The organism is Thermus brevis (assembly GCF_026427635.1).
Classification (GTDB): Bacteria; Deinococcota; Deinococci; order Deinococcales; family Thermaceae; genus Thermus; species Thermus antranikianii.
On sequence record NZ_CP102606.1, the window covers coordinates 2,001,744 to 2,021,215 of the forward strand.

Annotated in this window: 23 protein-coding genes, 1 tRNA gene and 1 riboswitch; of the genes, 10 read left to right on the plus strand and 14 right to left on the minus strand. The window is 64.3% G+C overall.

The window, feature by feature from the left end; all coding sequences use genetic code 11:
- Nucleotides 1-3: 3 nt before the first annotated feature.
- The 4 genes from KQ693_RS10825 to ychF form a co-directional block, all read right to left on the minus strand.
- Nucleotides 4-2,142, minus strand: coding sequence for a transglycosylase domain-containing protein (locus KQ693_RS10825; RefSeq protein WP_267261266.1), 2,139 nt, complete (start codon nucleotides 2,140-2,142; stop codon nucleotides 4-6).
- Between the two features lie 20 nt (nucleotides 2,143-2,162).
- The gene (locus tag KQ693_RS10830; protein WP_219758496.1) at nucleotides 2,163-2,522 is read right to left on the minus strand and encodes a response regulator; all 360 of its coding nucleotides are present in this window, start codon (nucleotides 2,520-2,522) and stop codon (nucleotides 2,163-2,165) included.
- Nucleotides 2,523-2,566: 44 nt separating this feature from the next.
- Nucleotides 2,567-2,640, minus strand: a tRNA-Gln gene (locus KQ693_RS10835).
- Between the two features lie 109 nt (nucleotides 2,641-2,749).
- On the minus strand, nucleotides 2,750-3,874 hold the full coding sequence (gene ychF, locus KQ693_RS10840) for a redox-regulated ATPase YchF (protein ID WP_267261267.1): 1,125 nt from the start codon (nucleotides 3,872-3,874) through the stop codon (nucleotides 2,750-2,752).
- Between the two features lie 73 nt (nucleotides 3,875-3,947).
- On the opposite strand from ychF, the gene deoC reads away from it, so the two are divergent.
- Genes deoC through minC form a run of 7 tightly spaced genes read left to right on the plus strand, consistent with a single transcriptional unit; the run spans nucleotide 3,948 to nucleotide 9,887 of the window.
- Nucleotides 3,948-4,631 carry a deoxyribose-phosphate aldolase gene (gene deoC, locus KQ693_RS10845; RefSeq protein WP_267261268.1) on the plus strand — a complete coding sequence of 228 codons (684 nt, stop codon included), beginning with the start codon at nucleotides 3,948-3,950 and terminating at the stop codon, nucleotides 4,629-4,631.
- Entirely contained in the window at nucleotides 4,621-5,775 is a 1,155-nt protein-coding gene (locus KQ693_RS10850; RefSeq protein WP_267261269.1) for a phospholipase D-like domain-containing protein, read from the plus strand. Before deoC ends, KQ693_RS10850 begins: the two co-directional genes overlap by 11 nt.
- The gene (locus KQ693_RS10855; RefSeq protein ID WP_267261270.1) at nucleotides 5,751-6,326 is read left to right on the plus strand and encodes a Maf family protein; all 576 of its coding nucleotides are present in this window, start codon (nucleotides 5,751-5,753) and stop codon (nucleotides 6,324-6,326) included. Before KQ693_RS10850 ends, KQ693_RS10855 begins: the two co-directional genes overlap by 25 nt.
- A complete protein-coding gene (mreC, locus tag KQ693_RS10860) occupies nucleotides 6,323-7,111 on the plus strand; it encodes a rod shape-determining protein MreC (protein WP_219758501.1) in 789 nt (262 codons plus the stop codon). The genes KQ693_RS10855 and mreC overlap by 4 nt, the downstream gene beginning before the upstream one ends.
- On the plus strand, nucleotides 7,108-7,566 hold the full coding sequence (gene mreD / locus KQ693_RS10865) for a rod shape-determining protein MreD (RefSeq protein WP_267261271.1): 459 nt from the start codon (nucleotides 7,108-7,110) through the stop codon (nucleotides 7,564-7,566). The genes mreC and mreD overlap by 4 nt, the downstream gene beginning before the upstream one ends.
- Nucleotides 7,563-9,308 (plus strand): penicillin-binding transpeptidase domain-containing protein, encoded by a 1,746-nt coding sequence (locus KQ693_RS10870; protein WP_267261272.1) that lies wholly within the window; start codon nucleotides 7,563-7,565, stop codon nucleotides 9,306-9,308. The genes mreD and KQ693_RS10870 overlap by 4 nt, the downstream gene beginning before the upstream one ends.
- Before the next feature lie 9 nt (nucleotides 9,309-9,317).
- Nucleotides 9,318-9,887 carry a septum site-determining protein MinC gene (minC, locus tag KQ693_RS10875; RefSeq protein ID WP_267261273.1) on the plus strand — a complete coding sequence of 190 codons (570 nt, stop codon included), beginning with the start codon at nucleotides 9,318-9,320 and terminating at the stop codon, nucleotides 9,885-9,887.
- Here minC and KQ693_RS10880 read toward each other — a convergent pair.
- The 9 genes from KQ693_RS10880 to argF form a co-directional block, all read right to left on the minus strand.
- Complete coding sequence (locus KQ693_RS10880; protein ID WP_219758505.1) at nucleotides 9,832-10,269, minus strand: DUF420 domain-containing protein; 438 nt, start codon at nucleotides 10,267-10,269, stop codon at nucleotides 9,832-9,834. The two genes, minC and KQ693_RS10880, sit on opposite strands and share 56 nt — an antisense overlap.
- Nucleotides 10,266-10,544: a hypothetical protein gene (locus KQ693_RS10885; protein ID WP_267261274.1), complete on the minus strand. Its 279-nt coding sequence runs from the start codon at nucleotides 10,542-10,544 to the stop codon at nucleotides 10,266-10,268. The genes KQ693_RS10880 and KQ693_RS10885 overlap by 4 nt, the downstream gene beginning before the upstream one ends.
- Nucleotides 10,545-10,573: 29 nt before the next feature.
- The gene (locus KQ693_RS10890) at nucleotides 10,574-11,146 is read right to left on the minus strand and encodes a hypothetical protein (RefSeq protein ID WP_267261275.1); all 573 of its coding nucleotides are present in this window, start codon (nucleotides 11,144-11,146) and stop codon (nucleotides 10,574-10,576) included.
- A 21-nt stretch (nucleotides 11,147-11,167) separates the two neighbouring features.
- Complete coding sequence (locus KQ693_RS10895) at nucleotides 11,168-11,620, minus strand: hypothetical protein (protein WP_267261276.1); 453 nt, start codon at nucleotides 11,618-11,620, stop codon at nucleotides 11,168-11,170.
- 91 nt (nucleotides 11,621-11,711) lie between these two features.
- A complete protein-coding gene (locus KQ693_RS10900; RefSeq protein WP_267261277.1) occupies nucleotides 11,712-12,185 on the minus strand; it encodes a hypothetical protein in 474 nt (157 codons plus the stop codon).
- Nucleotides 12,186-12,327: 142 nt separating this feature from the next.
- Entirely contained in the window at nucleotides 12,328-13,473 is a 1,146-nt protein-coding gene (argJ, locus tag KQ693_RS10905) for a bifunctional glutamate N-acetyltransferase/amino-acid acetyltransferase ArgJ (RefSeq protein WP_267261278.1), read from the minus strand.
- Nucleotides 13,464-14,501: an N-acetyl-gamma-glutamyl-phosphate reductase gene (gene argC, locus KQ693_RS10910; protein ID WP_219758698.1), complete on the minus strand. Its 1,038-nt coding sequence runs from the start codon at nucleotides 14,499-14,501 to the stop codon at nucleotides 13,464-13,466. Before argC ends, argJ begins: the two co-directional genes overlap by 10 nt.
- Nucleotides 14,502-14,503: 2 nt before the next feature.
- Nucleotides 14,504-15,022, minus strand: a complete 519-nt coding sequence (locus KQ693_RS10915; RefSeq protein ID WP_267261279.1) for a Uma2 family endonuclease — start codon at nucleotides 15,020-15,022, stop codon at nucleotides 14,504-14,506.
- A 4-nt stretch (nucleotides 15,023-15,026) separates the two neighbouring features.
- Nucleotides 15,027-15,932 (minus strand): ornithine carbamoyltransferase, encoded by a 906-nt coding sequence (gene argF / locus KQ693_RS10920; protein ID WP_267261280.1) that lies wholly within the window; start codon nucleotides 15,930-15,932, stop codon nucleotides 15,027-15,029.
- A gap of 79 nt (nucleotides 15,933-16,011) precedes the next feature.
- Nucleotides 16,012-16,135, plus strand: a riboswitch (molybdenum cofactor riboswitch).
- Here argF and modA point away from each other — a divergent pair.
- The 3 genes from modA (at nucleotide 16,126) to KQ693_RS10935 (ending at nucleotide 18,663) form a co-directional block, all read left to right on the plus strand.
- Nucleotides 16,126-17,007, plus strand: a complete 882-nt coding sequence (gene modA, locus KQ693_RS10925) for a molybdate ABC transporter substrate-binding protein (protein WP_267261281.1) — start codon at nucleotides 16,126-16,128, stop codon at nucleotides 17,005-17,007. It overlaps the preceding riboswitch by 10 nt.
- A 1-nt stretch (nucleotide 17,008) precedes the next feature.
- Entirely contained in the window at nucleotides 17,009-17,683 is a 675-nt protein-coding gene (modB, locus tag KQ693_RS10930; RefSeq protein WP_267261282.1) for a molybdate ABC transporter permease subunit, read from the plus strand.
- The gene (locus tag KQ693_RS10935) at nucleotides 17,662-18,663 is read left to right on the plus strand and encodes an ABC transporter ATP-binding protein (RefSeq protein WP_267261283.1); all 1,002 of its coding nucleotides are present in this window, start codon (nucleotides 17,662-17,664) and stop codon (nucleotides 18,661-18,663) included. Before modB ends, KQ693_RS10935 begins: the two co-directional genes overlap by 22 nt.
- Before the next feature lie 456 nt (nucleotides 18,664-19,119).
- Here KQ693_RS10935 and KQ693_RS10940 read toward each other — a convergent pair whose 3' ends face one another.
- The gene (locus KQ693_RS10940) at nucleotides 19,120-19,464 is read right to left on the minus strand and encodes a hypothetical protein (RefSeq protein ID WP_267261284.1); all 345 of its coding nucleotides are present in this window, start codon (nucleotides 19,462-19,464) and stop codon (nucleotides 19,120-19,122) included.
- Between the last annotated feature and the right edge of the window lie 8 nt (nucleotides 19,465-19,472).

A 19,472-nucleotide genomic window follows, 5' to 3' on the forward strand; every position in this document is an offset into this window, starting at 1 on the left:
TCCTCACTGCCCGGGTGGGGGGGTAGGGGAAGCCTCCTCGTTAGAACCCGAGGGGTAGTCCGTAGGCCCCACCCCAGCCGGGGGGGCTTCCTGAAGAAGCCCGGTTCCCTCCGAGGGCGAAGCCTGCAGGGGAAGCACGGGTACCTTCCCCTGGGGGAACCAGACCTTTACCCCTTGCTGGGAAGGCTGGCCCGAGAGGAGATCCATCCCCACCTGCACCAGGCCCGCAGGCGGGGGGAAATCCCCTCCAGGCCTTCCCCTCAGGGCCCCCGCCACGAACTCCCGCCAGATGGGGGGGTTGACCACGGAGCTGGAAGGCTCCCTCCCTCCCATGCGCAAGGGCTTGTTGTCATCCCGGCCCACCCAGACCACTGCGGAAAGCCCTCGGGTCACCCCGGCAAACCACAGGTCCCGGGCCTCGTTGGTGGTGCCGGTTTTTCCCCCCACCACCCGCCCGGGGATGCGGGCCCCTTTGGCCAGACCCTTTTCCCCCAGGTCGTAGACATATCCCTTCAGGAGGTCCCACCCCTGGTAGGCCACCTGGGGATCAAAGAGGCGCCGCCGTTCCGGGAGAGCCTGGTAAAGCACCTGCCCCTGGGCATCCTCCACACGCTTCACGTAGATGGGAGTAACCCGGTAACCCCCGTTGGCGAAGGCGGCATAGGCCGCCGCCAGGTCCACCGGGGTGATGGAGGCTCCCCCGATGGCGATGGCCAGGGTGGGATACTTCACCGCAAAACCCGCCTGGGACAGTTTTCTCGCCACCTTCTCCACTCCTATGGCCTGGGCGGTGTAGATGGCGGGCAGGTTGAGGGAGAGGTCCAAGGCATAGCGTACGGTGATCTCCCGGTTAAGAAAGGTGCCGGAGAAGTTCTTGGGCCGCCATACCCCTCCCTTCTGGCTGGGATCGGGAAACTCCAGGGGGCGGTCGGGAACCAAGGTGGCCTGGGTCCAACCCTCCTCCAAGGCGGTGGCGTAGACAAAGGGTTTCACCGCACTCCCGGGGTTGCGCAGGGCCCGGGTGGCCCGGTTGTACTCATCCCCCTCCCGCCTTACCCCCCCCACCAGGGCCAGCACCTCCCCCGTTTCGGGATCCAGGCCCACGATGGCCAGCTCCGCCCCCTCCGGCAGCCTGGCTCCCTTGGCCGCGGCCTCCGCCGCCCGTTGCATGGCTGGGTCCAAGGTGGTGTACACCTTAAGCCCCCCCTCGCCGTAGACCTTTTCCTTCCCGAAGCGGGCCTCGAGGAGGCGGCGCACCTCGAGGACGAAATGGGGGGCCATCCGGTAGTCCAGCTGCCTGAGGATACGGGCCTCGGGATCCACCAGCCTGGCCTCCAGGAGGTTTCCCTCCCCGTCGTAGCGCACCTCCCACCCCTTGGGGGCAAGGGGCTCCCGCCAGGCAGCCTCGGCCACCTCCGGGCTCACCCAGCCCTCGGCCACCATTTGGTCCAGAAGCAAACGCATCCGCTCCCGCACCCCCTTCAGGTCCTGGTACCGGGCGTTGGGAGCCGGGATCAGGGAGGCCAAATAGAGGCCTTCCGCCAGGGTCAAGGCGGCAGGGTCCTTACCGAAATAGGCCTCCGCCGCCCCCTTGATGCCCACGGCGTTGCCTCCCCAGGGCACCACGTTCAGGTACATCTCCAGGATCTCCTCCTTGGTGTAGTGCCTCTCCAGCTCCAGGGCCAGGGCCCACTCCTTGAACTTGCGCTCCAGGGAACGGGCCTGGGCCAGCTCCTTGAGGAGGGTGTTTTTGATCACCTGGGTGGTGATGGTGCTCCCCCCCTGAAGATCCCCCCGAAGGATGGCGTAGAGGGCCCCCAGAAGGCGCACGAAATCCACCCCGTAGTGCTGGAAGTACCGACGATCCTCCGAAAAGACCACCGCCGCCACCGCCGCCGGAGAAACCTCAGAAAGCCGCACCAGGCTCCGGTGGATGGCCCTTCCCTCCTCCACGCTGGCGATCTGGGCCAGGGGGGTGCCGTCCCGGGCGTAGAGGGTGGAGGTGGCGGTGAGGCGCAGCCGATCAAACTGGGAGAGGTCGGGAAGCTGGCGGGTGTAGGCGTACGCCAGATACCCCAGGGCCAGACCTGCGCCCGCAAGAAGTCCGGCCAGGGACAGGAGGAGGAAGCGGAGCACCCGCACGGCCCTCAGTTTACATGGGCCTACCCCAAACCCAAAAAGCGAAAGAGCTTGTCCCGGGTGAGGGGTTTTTCTATGGCCTTCACCCGCACCACCTCGGCGGTGGTCCGGTGTTTCTCAGTAGGCTCTATGAGCACCGCCAAGGGCACCTCCTTAAGCCGGCGCACATGCCGGATGCGCGCGGCCACGGCAAAGGGATCCACGTCCAGATCCTGGTCCAAAAGCACATACCTGGGCGTGTGGTCCAACAGCCAAAAGAGGCCTTCCCGGGCCAGGTCAAAGTGGCGGACGGGGATGCCCCGCTCGGAAAGCACCAGGTCCACATAAGCCCGCAGGGCATCGTTGCGGCTTAATAGGAGAAGCCCCGGATAATCCGTCGCCACGGGGCCAGTTTATCTAAGGGTTGCGAAAAGGATGTGAAAAAATCTGGCTGGGGCGCGTGGACTCGAACCACGACCGGCGGATCCAAAGTCCGCTGTCCTGCCATTAGACGACGCCCCAGCGCACAAAGTGTCTGCCCTAACGGGCAAAGCCACCCAGATTGTAGGGCAAAGCGGGGCTCCCGTCAAATCCCCTTCTGGAGTTCGCCTTGACCCAAGTCCGGATGGGATCACACGTTGAAGAGAACGTAGAGGACATCCCCATCCTGGACCTCGTACTCCTTGCCCTCGAGGCGCACCCAACCCCTTTCCTTGGCCTTGGCCCATCCCCCAGCCTCCACCAGCTTGTCCCAGGAAATGACCTCAGCCCGGATGAAGCCCTTCTCCATGTCGGAGTGGATCTCCCCCGCTGCCTCCGGGGCCTTGGTTCCCCGGCGCACCGTCCAAGCCCGCACCTCCTTCTCCCCAGCGGTAAAGAAGGTGATGAGGCCAAGGGCCCTATACCCCGCCCGGGCCAGGCGCTGGAGGCCGCTTTCCCTTAAGCCGTAGGCGGCAAGAAGCTCCCGCGCCTCCTCCGGAGCGAGCTCGGCCAGCTCCGCCTCCAGCCGGGCGGAAACCACCACCACCTCGGCCCCCTCGGCCTTGGCCCTTTCCCGCACCGCCCGCACGTGGGGGTTGCCCTCTCCCTCAGGCAGGTCCTCCTCGCCCACGTTAGCCACGTAGATCACCGGCTTGGCGGTGAGGAGGGGGGTTTCCTTAAGCAGGCGGCGGAGCTCGGTATCCTCACCCTGCTCTCCGTTTAAGAGGAAGGTGCGGGCGAGCTTTCCCCCTTGCAGGTGGGCGTAAAGGGCCTCCGCCACCTCGAGGGTGGGGGCCAGGTCCCGGTTGGCCCGGGCCTCCTTCCTAAGCCGCTCAAGCCGCCTTTCCCAGGTGGCGAGATCGGCCAGAAGGAGCTCGGTTTCCACCACCTCCGCATCCTCCAGGGGATCCACCCGGCCCATCACGTGCACCACATCGGGATCGGGAAAGCACCGGAGCACGTGGGCGATGGCCGCCACCTCGCGGATGTGGGCCAGAAACTGGTTGCCGAGGCCTTCCCCCTTGTGGGCCCCCTTGACCAAGCCCGCGATGTCCACAAACTCCACATGAGTGGGGACAACCGGAGGCTTGCGATCCCCCTTGGCAAATACCTCCTGCAAGGCGTAAAGCCTTTCGTCCTCCAGGGATACCACGCCCACGTTCTTGTCGATGGTGGCGAAGGGGTAGTTGGCCGCCAAAGCCTGTGCCCGGGTTAGGGCGTTAAAGAGGGTGGACTTGCCCACGTTGGGTAGACCGACGATTCCCACAGCCAACATCTCGACCTCAAAAAAAGCCCCAGCAAGGGGCCTCTTTTCATCCTATCACATCCCTTGCGTATGATGGCAGGGTATGGACCTGGCCGCCCACATCGACCACACCCTCTTAAAACCCACCGCCACCCCGGAAGAGATCCTGAAGGTGGCAGAGGAAGCCCTGGAATACGGGTTTTTCGGCCTCTGCATCCCTCCATCCTATGTCCCCTTGGTGCGGGAGCGTTACCCGCATGCTCCCTTTCGCCTGGTAACCGTGGTGGGCTTTCCTCTGGGCTACCAGGCCAAGGAAGTCAAGGCCCTCGAGGCAGCCTTGGCCATCGCCCAGGGAGCCGATGAGGTGGATATGGTGATCCACCTGGGCCGGGCGCTGGCTGGGGATTACGCTTACATCGAGGAAGAAGTCCGCACCGTGCGCCAGGCAGCACCCAAGGCGGTGCTCAAGGTCATCTTGGAAACAGGCTACTTCACCCCTGAAGCCCTGGGTCAGCCCCGTAGGGGCTATCTTGAAAACCTGGCCGAGGCTGCCATCCAGGGCGGGGCCGACTTCCTGAAAACCTCCACCGGCTTTGGACCCCGGGGGGCCAGCCTGGAGGACGTGGAACTCCTGGTAAGGGTGGCCCGGGGCCGGGCCCAGGTCAAGGCCGCAGGCGGCATCCGCAACCGGGAAACCGCCATCAAGCTCCTCGAGGCGGGGGCCACCCGGCTGGGTACCTCCAGCGGGGTGGCCCTGGTGAAGGGGGAAGGCGGGGATGGGTACTAAGAGGCGGCGGAGAAAGCCCACCCTGGCCGGGCTTCCCGGCTATTTGCTCCTCCTGGTCATCCTCCTCCTTTGGCTTTTCCAGGAGTTCCGTCCGGGCCTCCCCTCGCCTCCCCCACAGGCGGAAGCAGGGGGCGTGGAGGTCTACTTCATGCCCCGGGAAGGGGAGGCCGCCAAGGCCCGGCTCATCGCCCTCATGGACGGAGCCAAGGAAAGCCTAGATGGGGCCTTCTACGAGTTTCGTGACCTGGAGATCGCCAAGGCCTTGCTCAGGGCCAAGGAGCGGGGGGTGAGGGTGAGGCTCTACGGGGAAAGCGATTACCGAAACGACTTCCGCCGCTACCTGGTGGGTGGGGCCTTGGGCCAGCAAGGGGAAACCCCCCGTATACCCCAGGCGGCCCTACGGGAGCGCATCCGGCCTTTGTCCCTGGACTGCGAGGAAATCGTGGGGATTCCCGTGTGCTTTGACGAACGGGAAAGCTTCATGCACCACAAGTTCTTGGTGGTGGACGGGCAGGCGGTCTGGACGGGAAGCACCAACATGACCTGGAATGCCTTCGCCCGGAACAACGAAAACAGCCTCCTCCTGCCTTCTTCCACCCTGGCCCAAGGTTATGCCCGGGAGTTCACCGCCCTCTTCGAGGGCACCAAGGAAGGCCTGGGAAAACCGGTTGCCTTCCACCTTTCCCCGGAAAAGGGCATACCGGCGGAGGGCACCGCCTACTTCAGCCCCAAAGGAGGTGCGCTGGGCCGGGAGGCTCTTCTGGAACGGCTCAGGGCTGCCAGGAAAGAAATCCTGGTGGCGGCCTTCGTCCTCACGGACCGGGAGGTGGTGGAAGCCCTGGTCCAGGCCCAGAGGCGAGGGGTGGGGGTGCAGGCCCTTTTGGAAACCCGCAACCTCGGGGATAGCCGGGAAGACGACCTCCTGCGGGCCGGGGTGGCGGTGCGGAAGGACGGCAACCCTTACACCCTCCACCACAAGGTGATGGTGATCGACAGCACTTTTGTGATCACGGGAAGCTACAACTTCACCGCCAGGGCCTGGCAGGTGAACAACGAGAACCTTCTGATCCTGCAAAGCCCCGCCCTGGCGGAACGCTACCAGGAGGAGATCCTAAGGCTATGGCGGGAAGGGCAACCCCTTTAGTGCTGACCCTGGCCTCGGGAAGCCCTAGGCGCAGGGCTCTCCTCGAGGTCCTGGGCTTTCCCCTTAAGGTGGTGCCCCCTAGGGTGGAGGAAGCTGGGGAAGACCTTCCCCAAGACCCCAGGGAGCTGGCCCTAGCCCTGGCCCGGCGCAAAGGGGGGGAGGTGCCGGGGGAGTGGGTGCTGGCGGCGGACACCGTGGTGGACCTGGACGGCCGGGTCCTCGGCAAGCCCAGGGATCGGGTGGAAAACCACCTCTTCCTCCGCCTCCTTTCCGGGAGAACCCACCAGGTCCACACCGCCATCTACCTGCGCACCCCTCAGGATTTGGTGGTGGAGGTGCACACCACCCGGGTCCGCTTCCGCAACCTTTCCCAGGAGGAAATCGCCTGGTACGTGCAGAGCGGCGAAGGGCTGGACAAGGCAGGAGGCTACGGGGCCCAAGGCCTGGGAATGGCCCTCCTGGAAGGAATCGAGGGGGATTTCTACACGGTGGTGGGCCTACCCGTGGCCCGGGTTTTCGTCCTCCTCTGGGAAAGGGGGTTTAGGCCGTGAGGGAAGTGGCCTTGCGACGGGGGCTCTTCCTCCTCCTCCTGGCTTTGGGCCTGGCCATGGCGGCCCTAACGCGCCCCCTTGCCCCCCACCTCGCCCTCACCCTTTCCCCCCTCACCGCTCCCCTGCCCGCCCTGGGCCACCGCCTGGGGCAGAACCTGCGGGCCGCCTCCGCCATTCTCCTGAACCGTCAGGACCTCTACAGGGAAAACCGCTCCCTGAAGGCCCAGCTCGCCCAGCTGGAAAACGAAAACCGAAGGCTTCGCCTCGAGGTGGAGCGCCTTTCCCGGGCCCTCAAGGTGCGGGCCTCGCAGGCCCCCGGGGTGGTGGCGGTGGCCCCGGTGGTGGGGGAGGACCTCTCCGGCCTTTACCGCCGCCTGATCCTGGGCCTAGGGGAGCGGGATGGCCTCCGGGTGGGCATGCCGGTGACCGCCCCGGAAGGGCTGGTGGGGCTCATCGTGGAGGTGGAGGAACGCCGGGCCCTGGTGCGCACCCTTCTGGACCCGGAAAGCCAGGTGGGCGTGCGGCCGGAAAAGGCCCCAGGGCGGGGAGTGGCCCGGGGGGTTCCCCCTGACCATCTGGTGGCGGAGTTTCCCCCCACGGTCCAGGTGGCTCCGGGAGACCTCCTGCTCACCGGAGCTCCCTTGGGCCTTTTCCCGGACGGGATCCCCGTGGGCCGGGTGGAACGCATCGAGCGCGTCCAAGGGGGTTTAAAGCTACGGGCTTGGGTCAAGCCTCTGGTGGAGCTTTCCCTACTGGAGGAGGTTATCGTGCTGAGGCCCTTATGATGGGGATTCTTCTCCTCCTCACCCTTGTGCTCTCCGGATTCCTAGGAGCCCTCTGGCCCCAGGGGCTGATGGCCCCGGACCTCTTCCTGGTCCTGGCCCTCCTTTATGCCCGTAGCCTTCCCTATTACCTGGGCCTCCCTTGGGCCTTTTTCCTGGGGCTTGTGCAAGACCTCCTGGGCTACGGGCTTTTGGGCCTCCATGCGGTGGGGCTCCTGAGCGCCAGCTACGCCTTCTATGCGGCAAGCCGCCGCCTGGCCCCGGGAGAAACCCCTGGGGTTCTCTTTTCCTTTTTCTGGGCCTTTTTGGCCAAGTGGGCGGGCTACTTCCTGGTGGCCTACTGGCTCCGCTTGGAACTTCCTTCCCTCTTGCCCCTGGACCTTCTCCTCGAGGGCCTCTTCACCCTTCCCCTGCTCCTCCTGGCCTGGCGCTTTCTGCCCTCCTCCCGACGACCATGACCGGCCGGCTTTACGCCCTCATGCTCTTCTTCCTCCTGGCCTTCGGCCTCCTGGCCTTAAGGGCTTGGCACCTCCAGGTGTTGGAGCACGAGCGGTACGCCCTAAGGAGCCAGGGCAACTACCTGAAGACCGAGGGCATTCCCGCCCCCCGGGGCCGCATCCTGGACCGCAAGGGGCGGGTGATCGCCCAGGACCGGCTGGTGGTGGACCTGGTGTACGAGGGGGGCGAGGTGGCCTTCAAGGAAAGGCTCCTCCCCCTCCTGGGCCTGAAGGAACTCCCCAAGGTCCAAGGCCCCACGGTCCTCAAGGCAGGGGTACCCGAACACCTCCTGCCCACCCTGGCGGAGATCACCGCTGGGCAGAAAAACCTCAAGCTGGTGGAACGCATCGAACGCTCCTACCCTAACCCCATCTCGGGCCCCGTCCTGGGGTATGTGCTCCAGGCCAATGCCGAGCAGGTGAAGCGGGGATACAGCCCCGACGAGCAAGTGGGCCAGGCAGGCCTCGAGGCAGCCCTCGAGCCCTACCTCCGGGGTAAGCGCGGGGTGAAGGCGGTGGAGGTCAACGTCCGGGGGGAGCGCCTTAGGGAAACCATCCTGGAGGAACCCACCCCCGGGCAGGATGTGGTCCTCACCCTGGACCTGGACCTCCAGCGAGCGGCGGAAAAGGCCCTGGAGGAAGCCTTGGCCGACATCAACGCCGGGCGGAGGTCCAAGGGTCTTCCCCCCGCCACCCGGGTCAAGGGGGCCATCGTGGCCGTAAATCCCAAAACGGGGGAGGTTCTGGCCATGGCCAGCGCTCCATCCTTCGACCCGAGCCTTTTCGCCAAACGGCCCGTACCCCAGGAGGTCCAGGCCCTTCTTAAGGACAAGGACCTTCCCCTTCTGAACCGGGCGGTGCAACCCTACACCCCAGGCTCCACCTTCAAGCTGGCCACCAGCTACACCCTTCTGGAAGAGGGGTACGTGAACCCCTCCACCGCCTTACGGTGCAGCCCCTACATCGTCTTTGGAGGCCAGGTGCGCCGCAACTGGGCCACCCGGGATATGGGCCCCATGACCGTCAAGGAGGCCATCGCTTGGAGCTGCAACACCTGGTACTACCAAGCGGTGGCCCAGGACCCCCTGGGGGTGGTGGACCGCCTGGCGGCGAGGGCCCGCCTTCTGGGCCTAGGGGAAGCTACCGGGCTGGAAATCGCCGAGCGAACGGGACTTCTCCCCACCCGGGCATGGAAGCGGGAGGTCTTCAAAGAGCCCTGGTACCCGGGGGAAACCCTTTCCCTGGCCATCGGGCAGGGCCCCGTCCTCACCACCCCAGCCCAGGTGGCCCGGATGCTCTCCACCATCGTCAACAGCGGAGAGAAACCCACCCTCCACCTGGTCAAACGCCTCGGCCCGAGGGAGGTTAAACCCCGGCTTGAACCGGTTCCCGGGCGTTTCTGGACAATCCTTCAAGAGGGCCTACGAAAGACCGTGAAGGAGGGTACCGCCCGCCATATCCTCGGGAGCTTTCCCGTACCCACTGGCGGCAAAACGGGCACCGCGGAAACCCCAGGCAAGCGAGCGGGCCTTGAGCACGCCTGGTACATGGGTTATGGCCCCGCTGAACCTGGCTCCCCCTACCCTCCCCTGGTGGTGGTGGCCTTCTTTGAAAACGGGGGGGAGGGAAGCCGCGTGGCCCTTCCCGCGGTGCGCAAGGTAATGGCCGCCTACTGGCAGGTGGAGGAAGCCCAGGCCAGGTAGAATAGCGCCATGCGCCTCCGCGCCACCCCCAAAGCCCTAGCCCTGCGCCTGGATGGGGGGGAAACCCCAGAAGAAGTCCAAAACCTCAAGCTTCCGGAAGACCTCCCCCTCGAGGTGGAGGTGGCCGGGCCTGTGTCGGGACAGGTGCTCCAAGCCCTCCTGGAGCTAGGCCGGCCCCTCACCCTGATCCCTCCCAGAAACCGCCTTCCCGCCGGTACCCTGGTCCTCAGCAAAACCCTTCGTTCCGGCGAACGGGTGGAGCACCCCGGCACGGTGGTGGTTCTGGGCGACGTGAACCCCGGGGCCGAGGTGGTGGCGGGAGGGGATGTGATCGTGGTGGGCAAGCTGCGCGGCCTCGCCCATGCCGGCGCTGGTGGGGACGAGGAGCGCTTCATCTTCGCCCTGGAGCTGGCTGCCAAACAGGTGCGCATCGGCGCCCACTTAGCCCAGGCACCAGAGGAACAGGACACCCAGGGCCCCGAGATCGCTCGGGTTCAGGATGGAAAGATTGTGGTGGAGCCCGCTAGAAAGCGATGGTTCCCGTTTCCACCCCGTAGCGCTTCAGCACCATATAAATAACCCAACCCGACACGGCCACGTACAGCCAAATGGGCACCAGCACCCTGGCCCAACGCTTGTGCAGGACAAACTCCCCCCTAAAAGCCCTCCAGATCACATAAAGGGCCACGGGGCCGTTGATGGCGGCCAGCAGGGTGTGGGTGATGAGGAGGAAGTAGTAGGCCCCACGCCAGGCCTCTGGCCCCCCGTAGGCGGTGGTGCCGTGAAGGGCCCACTTGGCAAGATAGAACACCAGGAAAAGGAGGGCTAAGGAAGTGGCCGCCAACATGGCCCGATGGTGGGCTACTCTGTTCCCCTTTTTGATCAAGACGACCCCTGTCACCAAGGCCAACCCGGAAAGCACGATGCTCCACACCGCCAGCAAACCCAAAAGCTCCTTCACCGCTTTCCCTCCCCTAGCCGCTCACCAAGAAGCCGGACCGGCTCCAGCTTTGCGGTGCGCGCGTAGCTGTAACCCCTCAGGTAATCCTCCTCCTGGCCCAATAGCTGGTACAGCCTAAGGTAGGCCACAGCCAAAAGTCCATCCCGCTCCCGCCCTGGGGGAAGCCGGTGGAGAAGCCTGACGATCTCGCGGAACCTGGGAACCTGACTGACCTCGAGGGGGGTTCCCCTCAACGCCCGGGCCAAGTCCGCCAAGGTGTCACCGTTAGGCCTCATAGCCCCCAGGAGTGTACCACACCCTGCCCCTAGGGAATACGCCGGCTGGTGCGGTTTCCAGCGGCATCCACCGCAAGCAACACAGCCCCGGCCGGCACCTCTGCGGAAAAGGCCACCGTGGCCCCCTTGGGAAGGGAAAGGGGATTAAAACGACCGCCCACCCGCACCACCACTCGATCCACCTGGACGTTGTCCTCCACCCGTCCATAAACCCGGTACAAGCTCCCCTCCCGTTCCACCCGCTCCACCACGATGCGGGGAGGCGCTGCATCCAGCACCAGAGGAACCCGCTTCTCCCCCCGGTTACCCCGGGCATCCTCCGCCTCTAGGAGAAGCTCCACCCTCCCGGAGGCCGGGGCCTGCAGGCGGAAGCGAAACTGAGCCAGCCGCTTACCCACCTCCCCAGAGGACAGGACCTCTTGCCCATTGACCCGGACGCTCACCACCCCCGAGGGATCGAAGGCATAGCCCTGCACCCTAACCTCCCTTCCCGGGGCCACCGCTCCGCCCAAGGGCTCGGTAAGCTCCACCTCAGGGGGGGCGGTGTCGGGCCTGGCGCAGGAGGCAAGAAGCAATGAAAGAAGGAGGGAATGCCAACGCATCCCCTCCATGCTACCCTATGCTTAATGGAATATAATCCCAACCCTTCCGGCGAAATCTGGACCGATCCCCCGCCATCCTGCTAAGCTCCCGAGCCCAATCCCCACACCCAGATTCAACTCCCCATACGCGCTGAAAGGCATTTCTGGGAAGCGGTATTCCACCCCGACCAGGCCATGGGGAAATAGGTAAAAGCCGCTGTAGCTAAGTACAGTCCAGAAACCTAAGCCGAAGCCAGCCCCATAGTACCAGTCCAAAGAAACGCCCGGTGCCGCAGGCAGGGGGCTTTTAGCCAAAATCAAACCAACATCTCCCCCAAAGCCATATCCACTCAGTCCCACACCAAAGCGCACATTAGCACTTTGATACTGAAGACCCAAGTAAGTAGGAAATCCCGAGTACAGTCCATAACCAGAAGACTGCGCTAACGAGCTTCCTAACACGAACAGCAACAGCGCCAAAACTACTCTTCTCATACCTAACCCCCTTTCGCCTCTTAGCGTAGCACCCCTGAAACTCCAAGGCAAGCCAACATCATCCGTACGTCGCTCCAAGTACGTGCACCCCTTAACGCGCAAAATCCACCCCTGCCTTTAGCACATAACCGAGGCCACCGACCCCGGTCCCACCACCATATAAGAACACAAGTACGGGTTGCAATTCGACAAAACCACGAAACGCAGTTGGCGCAATCGGCACTCTCAACCCAACGGTACCGTGCAACCCGTACCCAAATCCCACACCTGGCAAGAGCCAAAGATTGCCTCCGACCCCTAGATATGGCTTAACAGGGGCATCCAGTGTTCCAACAGTAAACAACGTATCGCTGGTCAGCCCCAACATCACCAAGGAAGGTACAAACGTAGCATCCAGGCAAACCCTGGCTTCTGGTTTACCTCCTCCTAAAGACGCCCCTACATGAAACCCCATGTTGAGCGCCTGACCAAAGAAACCTAAGGAACCCCCTACATATGACTGCTGGCCTACTACAAAACCCACCAACAAGAACAGCGAAAGAATGTGGTACTTTACGGCTTTCATACCCACCTCCCGCTCTTATGTGACCCTCTCACCGGGGTTTCATCTTTATCATGCAACCGATCATTCCATTTGTCAACCTTTTCTCTTAGCGATGCTTCACGGGTGCGCCTATATCTGAGAAAGCACACTCCAAAACCAGTCCCTAGGTAGTGTAAAGGGCGTTAATCCTCACATACCCCTCTGTTAAGTCGCATCCCCAAGCCACACCCTCCCCCTGGCCCTCCTCGAGGTCCACCAGGATCTCCACCTCCTCGGAACGCATGGCCTGGCTCGCCGCCTCCCGGTCAAAGGGAAGAGCGCCCCCGGCATAAAGGGGAATCCCCTGCACCTGGATCCTCACCCTTAGGGGATCAAACCGGGCCCCAGAGTTCCCCAAAGCCGCCAGAATCCGGCCCCAGTTGGGATCGTTTCCGTAAAGGGCGCTCTTCCAAAGAGCGCTTCCCGCTATGGTCCTTGCCGCCCGCCTGGCTTCCTCCTCCGTGGCTGCCCCCACCACCCGCACGGTCATGAGCTTGGTGGCTCCCTCCCCATCCCGGGCGATCTTCCTCGCCAGCTCCCGGGCCACTGCCTCGAGGGCCGGGAAAAAGGCCTCGAGGGGCACCGCGCCATAAGCCCCGTTCGCCATCACCAGGGCGAGATCGTTGGTAGAGGTATCCCCGTCCACGGTCACCTGGTTGAAGGTGCGGTCCACGATGCCCCGCCAGGCCTCCCTCAAGGCCTCCTGGGGTAAAGCGGCATCCGTCACCACGAAGGCCAGCATGGTGGCCATGTTGGGATGGATCATCCCGCTGCCCTTGGCGATACCCACGATCCTTGCCCCCTCCACCTCGGCCTCCGCTACCTTAGGAACTAAGTCCGTGGTGAGGATGGCCTCGGCAAAGGCATCGGCGTAGGGGCTGAGTTCTATCTGGGGCAGACCCGCCTCCACCTTTTCCACGGGAAGGGGAACCCCGATAACCCCTGTGGAAGCGGTCAAGACCTCCTCCACGGGCACTCCAAGGCGCAGGGCAGCGGCTTCGGCCATGCGCCGATCGTCCAAAAAGCCCCGCTCCCCGGTGGCGCAGTTGGCGTTGCCCGCGTTGACCACCACTGCCCGCAGGGTCTCACCCTGGGCATAAAGGGCCCTACCCCGGTGGATGGAAGGGGCGGCAGCCCGGTTCTGCGTGGCCACATAGGCCCAGGAAGCGGGAAGGCCGGAAACCAACAAGGCCAGATCGGGCTTGCCGGAAGGCTTGATGCCCGCCCGGGTAGCCCCGGCGCGAAAACCCCGGGCAAGCCTTACGGCCATAGGCCCTCCTTGGGAAGTGCGGTCTCCTCAGGCAGACCCAGCATCAGGTTCAGGTTCTGCACCGCCTGCCCCGCCATCCCCTTCACCAGGTTGTCCAAGGCCGCAAACACCATAACACGCCCCGTTCTAGCTTCATAAAGAGGCTTCACATCCACCCGGTTGGAAGCATAGGTGCCCTTGGTTTCCGGCAAGGCCTCGGTGATCCGCACAAAAGGTTCCTGGGCGTAGAAGTCCTGGTAAAGCTCGTCCAGGGCCTTCTGGCTCCAGTTCCCTTCCACCTCCGCCTCCACCGTGACCAAGATACCCCGGGTCATGGGCACCAGGTGGGGGACGAAGGAAAGGCGCACCTCCCCCAGGGGCCCATGGGTGCGCACCGGGCGCCCCTGGGCCAAAAGGCGGCCCAGGTTCCTTTCCATCTCCGGTATATGGCGATGGGTACCCCCCACCTTGTAGGGCTTAAGGTTCTCGTTCACCTCGGCAAAAAAGGTACCCTCCCCTTCCCTGCCCGCCCCGGAGACCCCGCTTAAACCCACCACAAAGGCCCCCCGCAGGACACCTTCCGCCGCCAGAGGGGCCAGGGCCAGGGTGGTGGCCGTCACGTAACACCCCGGGTTGGCCACCAAGCGCGCCCCCCCAAGCTCCTTCCGATGCAGCTCGGGAAGGCCATAGACCGCCTCCCGGTAAAGCCCTGGGCTCTTGTGAGGGATCCCGTACCAGGATTCGTAAACCTCCGGGGGAAGCCGGAAGTCCCCGGAGAGGTCTATGACCCGTTTGCCCTCCTCCAGGGCCCTTGGAGTAAGCTCCATGGCAAGCCCGTTGGGCAAGGCCAAAAAGACCACATCCGCCTGCTCCAGTACTTCCTCCAGGGTGGCAAAAAGCCCTTTATCCCATAGCTGGGGCCAGGCGGAGGAAAGGGGTTTCCCCTCGTGTTTACGGCTGCTAAACCCTACCAGCTCCACCCCGGGGTGAGCCTTAAGAAGGCGAATCAGCTCCCCTCCCCCATACCCCGAGGCCCCGATGATCCCCACCCTTACCACGGCACCTCCAAAGGGATATCAGGGAAGGCCAAGGGAGCCAGTTTTTCCCCAGGGGAAAGCCAAAGCTGCTCCCGGTAGTGGTCGCCCGCAGGACCCCGGAAGACCAAGAGGCGAGAGGCGTTCAAGTCCACCACCCAGACCTCGAGGATCCCCGCCTCCGCATAAAGAGGCAGCTTCCTCTCCAGGTCATAGGCCAAGCTGGCCTCGGCCACCTCCATCAAAAGCAACACATCCCCCGGCTCAGGCAAGGCTCCTCCATAGTCCTTAGGCCGAAGCACAAGCAGGTCGGGCTCTACATAGGTATCCTCACCCAAAGCCAAAGGACCCTGGGGCTGTACCAAAGCCTGGGGGAATGTCTGCACCAGGAGCCGGTTGAGCCGGTTGACCATGTACGCATGCCGAGGACCTATGGGTGCCATCTGGTAGATCTCCCCCCTCAAAAGCTCCACACCCCGCTCGGGCAGGGGAAGCCGCAGAAACTCCTCGAGGGAGAAGCGGTAAGGCCGGACCATACCCCTAGCTTAGCAGGCGCAGGAGGACGGCCTTAGCGGTGTGAAGACGGTTTTCCGCCTGGTCAAAGACCCGGCTCCGGGGCCCGTGCACCGCCTCCTCGGTGGTTTCCTCACCATAGTGGGCCGGAAGGCAGTGGAGAAAGACGCCCTGGGGCCGTAGCAGCTGCAAAAGCTCCCCGTTTACCTGGAATCCATTGAAGTCCCTGAGCCGCCTTTCCCGCTCCGCTTCCTGGCCCATGCTGGTCCAAACGTCAGTGTAAAGGGCATGGGCTCCCAAGGCGGCCTCCTTGGGATCATGGGTGAAGAAGGCCCCCGCTTTCTGCAAAAGGCCAGGATCCGGCTCATACCCCCTTGGCGTGGCCACCCGCATCCTAAGGCCCACCAGGGGAGCCACCTCAAGAAGGGAGTTCAACACGTTGTTGCCATCCCCCACCCAGGCCACCTCGAGGCCCTCCCATCCCCCGAAGGCCTCCTTCAAGGTGAGGAGGTCCGCCAGAGCCTGCAAGGGATGGGCCCGGTCGGAAAGGGCATTGATCACCGGGATGCGGGCGTGGCGGGCGAGTTCCTCCACGGTCTCGTGCCGGTATACGCGGGCGGCGATCCCCTCCACGAAGCGCTCCAGGTTCTTGGCTATGTCCCGCACAGGCTCACGCTCGCCGATGCCCACCTGTTTCTGGTCCAGGTAGACGGCATGCCCTCCCAGGTGAAGCATGGCCACCTCGAGGGTGGTGCGGGTGCGCAAGGAGGGCTTCTCGAAAAGAAGGGCCAGGACCTTCCCCTTAAGGTCCTCCCCGCGGTAGCGCTCCCTCTTTAGCCTCTCCGCCAAGGCCAAAAGCGCCTCGATCTCCTGGCGACCGTAGGCCGAGAAGTCCAAAAGATCCTTGGGCCGGGTGAGGGCGTCTCCCACCATGAGGCTTATAGGATACTGCACCCTTGCAAACTTATGCAACCCCGGGCTCTGGTTGACACGGGATGAGCCCGCGGGCTAGCATCCCCTTAGCCTCCGAGCCCGGACAGACCCCGTGGGCCTTCCGGGCCGGGCTTATGGCCCCGGGGTGGTGGGGGCAACCCCGCCGCCTGCCGCGGTTGCAAAGGAGGTAAGGGTGAACAAAAAGGTGCTGTTCCTGTCCTCGGTGCTGGCTTTTGCCCCGGCTTGGGCACAGAGGACGGTCCAGGTGGTGGCGGCCGCCGACCTGCAGTATGCCTTGAAGGAAGTAGCCCAAGCCTTTGAGGCCAGGAACCCCGGGATACGGGTCTTGCTAAGCTTCGGTTCCTCGGGAAAGTTCTACACCCAGCTCACCCAGGGCCTCGAGGCGGACCTCTACTTCTCTGCAGAAAGGCTCTACCCCGAGCTCCTGGAAAAAAAAGGCCTGGCGGAGGCCGGAACCCGCAGGCCCTACGCCATCGGGCGCATGGTCATCTGGCTGGACCGGAAGTTGGGCCTTGAGCCTAGCCCCGAGGCCCTCAAGGACCCCAGGATCACCCGGCTGGCCATCGCCAACCCGGTGCATGCTCCTTACGGCCGGGCCGCCGTCACCCTGCTGGAACATTACGGCCTTCTAAGGCGCCGGGCCGATGCCCCGCTTCCCGGCTTGAAGACACCCTTTGCCAACCTCTCTTGGGAGGAGATTCCCTGGGAACGCCTCTCCCAGGGGGTGGAGGCCTACTGGGATGCCACGCCCCTCCGCCAGGGCAAGCCCCGCTTTGAGTTCGTGTACGGGGAAAACATCTCTCAGACTGCCCAGCTGGCCCTCACCACCACCCAAGCCGGCATCCTGGCCCTCTCCCTGGCGGTACATGAAAGCCTTTCCCGCCCCGGGGTGTACTGGCTCGCCCCCTTGGGAAGCCACCTCACCTTGGAGCAGGACTACGTGATCCTGAAAGGGAGGAAGCGGCCCGAGGTGATGGCCTTCTACACCTTCGTGGGAAGCCCTGAGGCCCGGCGTATCTTCCAGGGATACGGTTTCCTCCTACCCGGGGAGTAGCATGGACCCCTCCTTCTGGATTGCCCTTCGCCTTTCCTTAGAGGTGGCCCTTCTCGCCTCCTTCCTCCTCCTCCTCGTGGGCGTTCCCCTGGCCTGGCTTCTGGCCTTTCGCCGCTTCCCAGGCAAATCCATCCTGGAGGCCATCTTCCTCCTACCCCTGGTCCTGCCCCCCACGGTGCTGGGCTTTTATGTCCTACTCTTTCTGGGTCCCGAGGGACCCTGGCTCCGAATCACCGGCCTCTCCTGGGCCTTCCGCTTTGAAGGCCTGGTCTTCGCCAGCGTCCTTTTCAGCCTGCCCTTTGCCCTCACCGCCTACCGGGAGGCTTTTCTGGCCTTGGACCGCAATCTTCTGGACGTAGCCCGCACCTTGGGAAGCCCCTGGTGGAAGGTCTGGAGCGAGGTGGTGTTCCCTCTCGTGTGGCCTGGGCTTCTCTCCGGCACCCTTCTGGCGTTCGCCCACACCCTGGGGGAGTTCGGGGTGGTTCTCATGGTGGGTGGTTCCATCCCCGGGAAAACCCAGATGGTGAGCATCTACATCTACGATCTGGTACAGGCCCTGCGCTTTGAGGAAGCGGCCCGGGCCTCCTTGGTCCTCCTGGGCCTCAGCCTGGTCCTCCTGGTGCTGGTACGGCTGTTGGAAGCTAAGGGGCGGGCATGGAAGTCCACTACCGCATAAGAAAACCCATCCTCCTCGAGGCCCGGTTCCACATCCAGGGCTTCACCGTGCTCCTCGGGGAAAGCGGCGTAGGCAAGACCACGCTTCTCAAGGCCCTGGCAGGCCTGGTGCCCGCCGAGGGCAGGCCCTATGGGGGCCTTCCCCCCGAAAGACGGCCCGTGGGTTACCTGCCCCAGGACCTGGCCCTCTTCCCCCACATGACCGCTTGGGAGAACGTGGCCTTTCCCCTGGCGGGAGGAAACCGGAAGGCTAGGGCCCTGGCCCTCCTGGAGCGGGTTGGCCTCGAGGAGCACACCCACAAACGCCCGAGCCAGCTTTCCGGCGGCCAGAAGCAACGGGTAGCCCTCGCCCGGGCTTTGGCCAGGAACCCGCAGATTCTCCTTCTGGACGAGCCCACCAGCGCCCTGGATCCCCTCACCAAGGACCAGGTTCTGGGGGAGCTGGTGGAACTCATCCGCCGGGAAGGCATCCCCACCCTGGCGGTGAGCCACGACCCCATCCTGGCCCGCATGGCCGACTGGCTTGTGGTGATGGGGTCAGGAACCATCCTGCAAGAAGGCCCACCCGAGGAAGTGTACTCCGCCCCAAGCCAGCTCCTGGTGGCCAGGCTGCTGGGCTACGAAAACCTATTCCCGGCCCGCATAGGACCCGGGGGCGTGGAGGTCAACGGGGTCCATCTCCGCCTTTTCCTCCCCCCCTGGGCCCGGCCCGGGGACACCGCCTGGGTGGGCATCCGGGCCGAGGAGGTCATCGTGGTGCGCCAGGACCGGCCCCCACCCCCGGAAAACATCCTAGAGGGCGTGCTGGTAAGCCTCCATCCGGAAGGCCTCGCCTACCGGGGTGTGTTCCAGGGATCCATCCGCCTGCAGATCCTGCTCCCCAGGCACGTCCAAGCCCGGTTGAACCTGCACCCCGGGCAAAGGCTCCAGGTGGTCCTTAAGCCCCACTACCTTCACCTGATGCCGGGCCAGGTGGGCTAACCCCTCCTCCCCCAGGCCAAACTTGTTGATGACTCCCTTCAGGAAAAAGCGGGCCCGGTCCCGGGAAAACCCCAGGGCCCGGGCCAAGGCCCCCACCCTCGGGGGAACTCCGTTTCCCACCGCCCACAACACGGCCTTTTCCCCCGGAAGGAGCCGTAGGCCCACCCGTCCCCCAAGGCCCGAAACCAAGGTCCTGGGATCGTCCCGACGGGTGAGAAAGATCATGCCCACAGGGTCATAGGCCCTAAGCCCCCAAGGGGTGGCCCAAAGAAGCACCTCGCCCTTTTCCATCTGGTCCAGCCCCGCCAGGGCCAGACCGTGGCCTTCCTTCCAGTACACCTTCCAACCCGCTGGGCCAAGCGCCCCGTGCACCAGGGCGTAAAGCTGCAAATTTTCCGTGTACACCACTGCTTCCAAGATTCTACCCTCCTTTCGCCCAAGGAGCCTTCGCCTAACTCAAGCGGCAATCTTCAGGGCAAAAGGAGGGGAGCGGGGAGAAAAAGCCCTTCCCTGGGGTTCCGGATAGCCGGGCACGGGGGCGACTCTGGCCCGCAGCACCCGCACCAGGTTAGGAGGCGCCACCTCCCCTATGGGGGGTAGACCTGGAGAGACCTGCAGGCCACAGAAGAGGGAGTGGTCCACCTCCCTCTCCTCCCCAGGGGCCTGGCAGAGATCCGTCCGGAGGCCAGGGTTCTGCACCTGCATGAGGTACATCTGCAGGGCCACCCCGGTGGAGGCGGTGAGGGTGAGGAGGAGGTAGAGGAATACCAGAAACCCCCGTACGGAACCCCTCGAGGGCATGGCTGCAG

What these genes read in the sequence shown, in the direction of transcription:
- argF (WP_267261280.1), bottom strand. Translation starts at nt 15,932, where the DNA reads ATGGTGGGAGACGCCCTCACCCGGCCCAAGGATCTTTTGGACTTCTCG.
- KQ693_RS10855 (WP_267261270.1), top strand. Translation starts at nt 5,751, where the DNA reads ATGGCGGGAAGGGCAACCCCTTTAGTGCTGACCCTGGCCTCGGGAAGC.
- KQ693_RS10940 (WP_267261284.1), bottom strand. Translation starts at nt 19,464, where the DNA reads ATGCCCTCGAGGGGTTCCGTACGGGGGTTTCTGGTATTCCTCTACCTC.
- mreD (WP_267261271.1), top strand. Translation starts at nt 7,108, where the DNA reads ATGATGGGGATTCTTCTCCTCCTCACCCTTGTGCTCTCCGGATTCCTA.
- KQ693_RS10890 (WP_267261275.1), bottom strand. Translation starts at nt 11,146, where the DNA reads ATGCGTTGGCATTCCCTCCTTCTTTCATTGCTTCTTGCCTCCTGCGCC.
- modB (WP_267261282.1), top strand. Translation starts at nt 17,009, where the DNA reads ATGGACCCCTCCTTCTGGATTGCCCTTCGCCTTTCCTTAGAGGTGGCC.
- argJ (WP_267261278.1), bottom strand. Translation starts at nt 13,473, where the DNA reads ATGGCCGTAAGGCTTGCCCGGGGTTTTCGCGCCGGGGCTACCCGGGCG.
- KQ693_RS10935 (WP_267261283.1), top strand. Translation starts at nt 17,662, where the DNA reads ATGGAAGTCCACTACCGCATAAGAAAACCCATCCTCCTCGAGGCCCGG.
- KQ693_RS10850 (WP_267261269.1), top strand. Translation starts at nt 4,621, where the DNA reads ATGGGTACTAAGAGGCGGCGGAGAAAGCCCACCCTGGCCGGGCTTCCC.
- ychF (WP_267261267.1), bottom strand. Translation starts at nt 3,874, where the DNA reads ATGTTGGCTGTGGGAATCGTCGGTCTACCCAACGTGGGCAAGTCCACC.
- KQ693_RS10895 (WP_267261276.1), bottom strand. Translation starts at nt 11,620, where the DNA reads ATGAGAAGAGTAGTTTTGGCGCTGTTGCTGTTCGTGTTAGGAAGCTCG.
- minC (WP_267261273.1), top strand. Translation starts at nt 9,318, where the DNA reads ATGCGCCTCCGCGCCACCCCCAAAGCCCTAGCCCTGCGCCTGGATGGG.
- KQ693_RS10885 (WP_267261274.1), bottom strand. Translation starts at nt 10,544, where the DNA reads ATGAGGCCTAACGGTGACACCTTGGCGGACTTGGCCCGGGCGTTGAGG.
- KQ693_RS10915 (WP_267261279.1), bottom strand. Translation starts at nt 15,022, where the DNA reads ATGGTCCGGCCTTACCGCTTCTCCCTCGAGGAGTTTCTGCGGCTTCCC.
- KQ693_RS10870 (WP_267261272.1), top strand. Translation starts at nt 7,563, where the DNA reads ATGACCGGCCGGCTTTACGCCCTCATGCTCTTCTTCCTCCTGGCCTTC.
- KQ693_RS10900 (WP_267261277.1), bottom strand. Translation starts at nt 12,185, where the DNA reads ATGAAAGCCGTAAAGTACCACATTCTTTCGCTGTTCTTGTTGGTGGGT.
- deoC (WP_267261268.1), top strand. Translation starts at nt 3,948, where the DNA reads ATGGACCTGGCCGCCCACATCGACCACACCCTCTTAAAACCCACCGCC.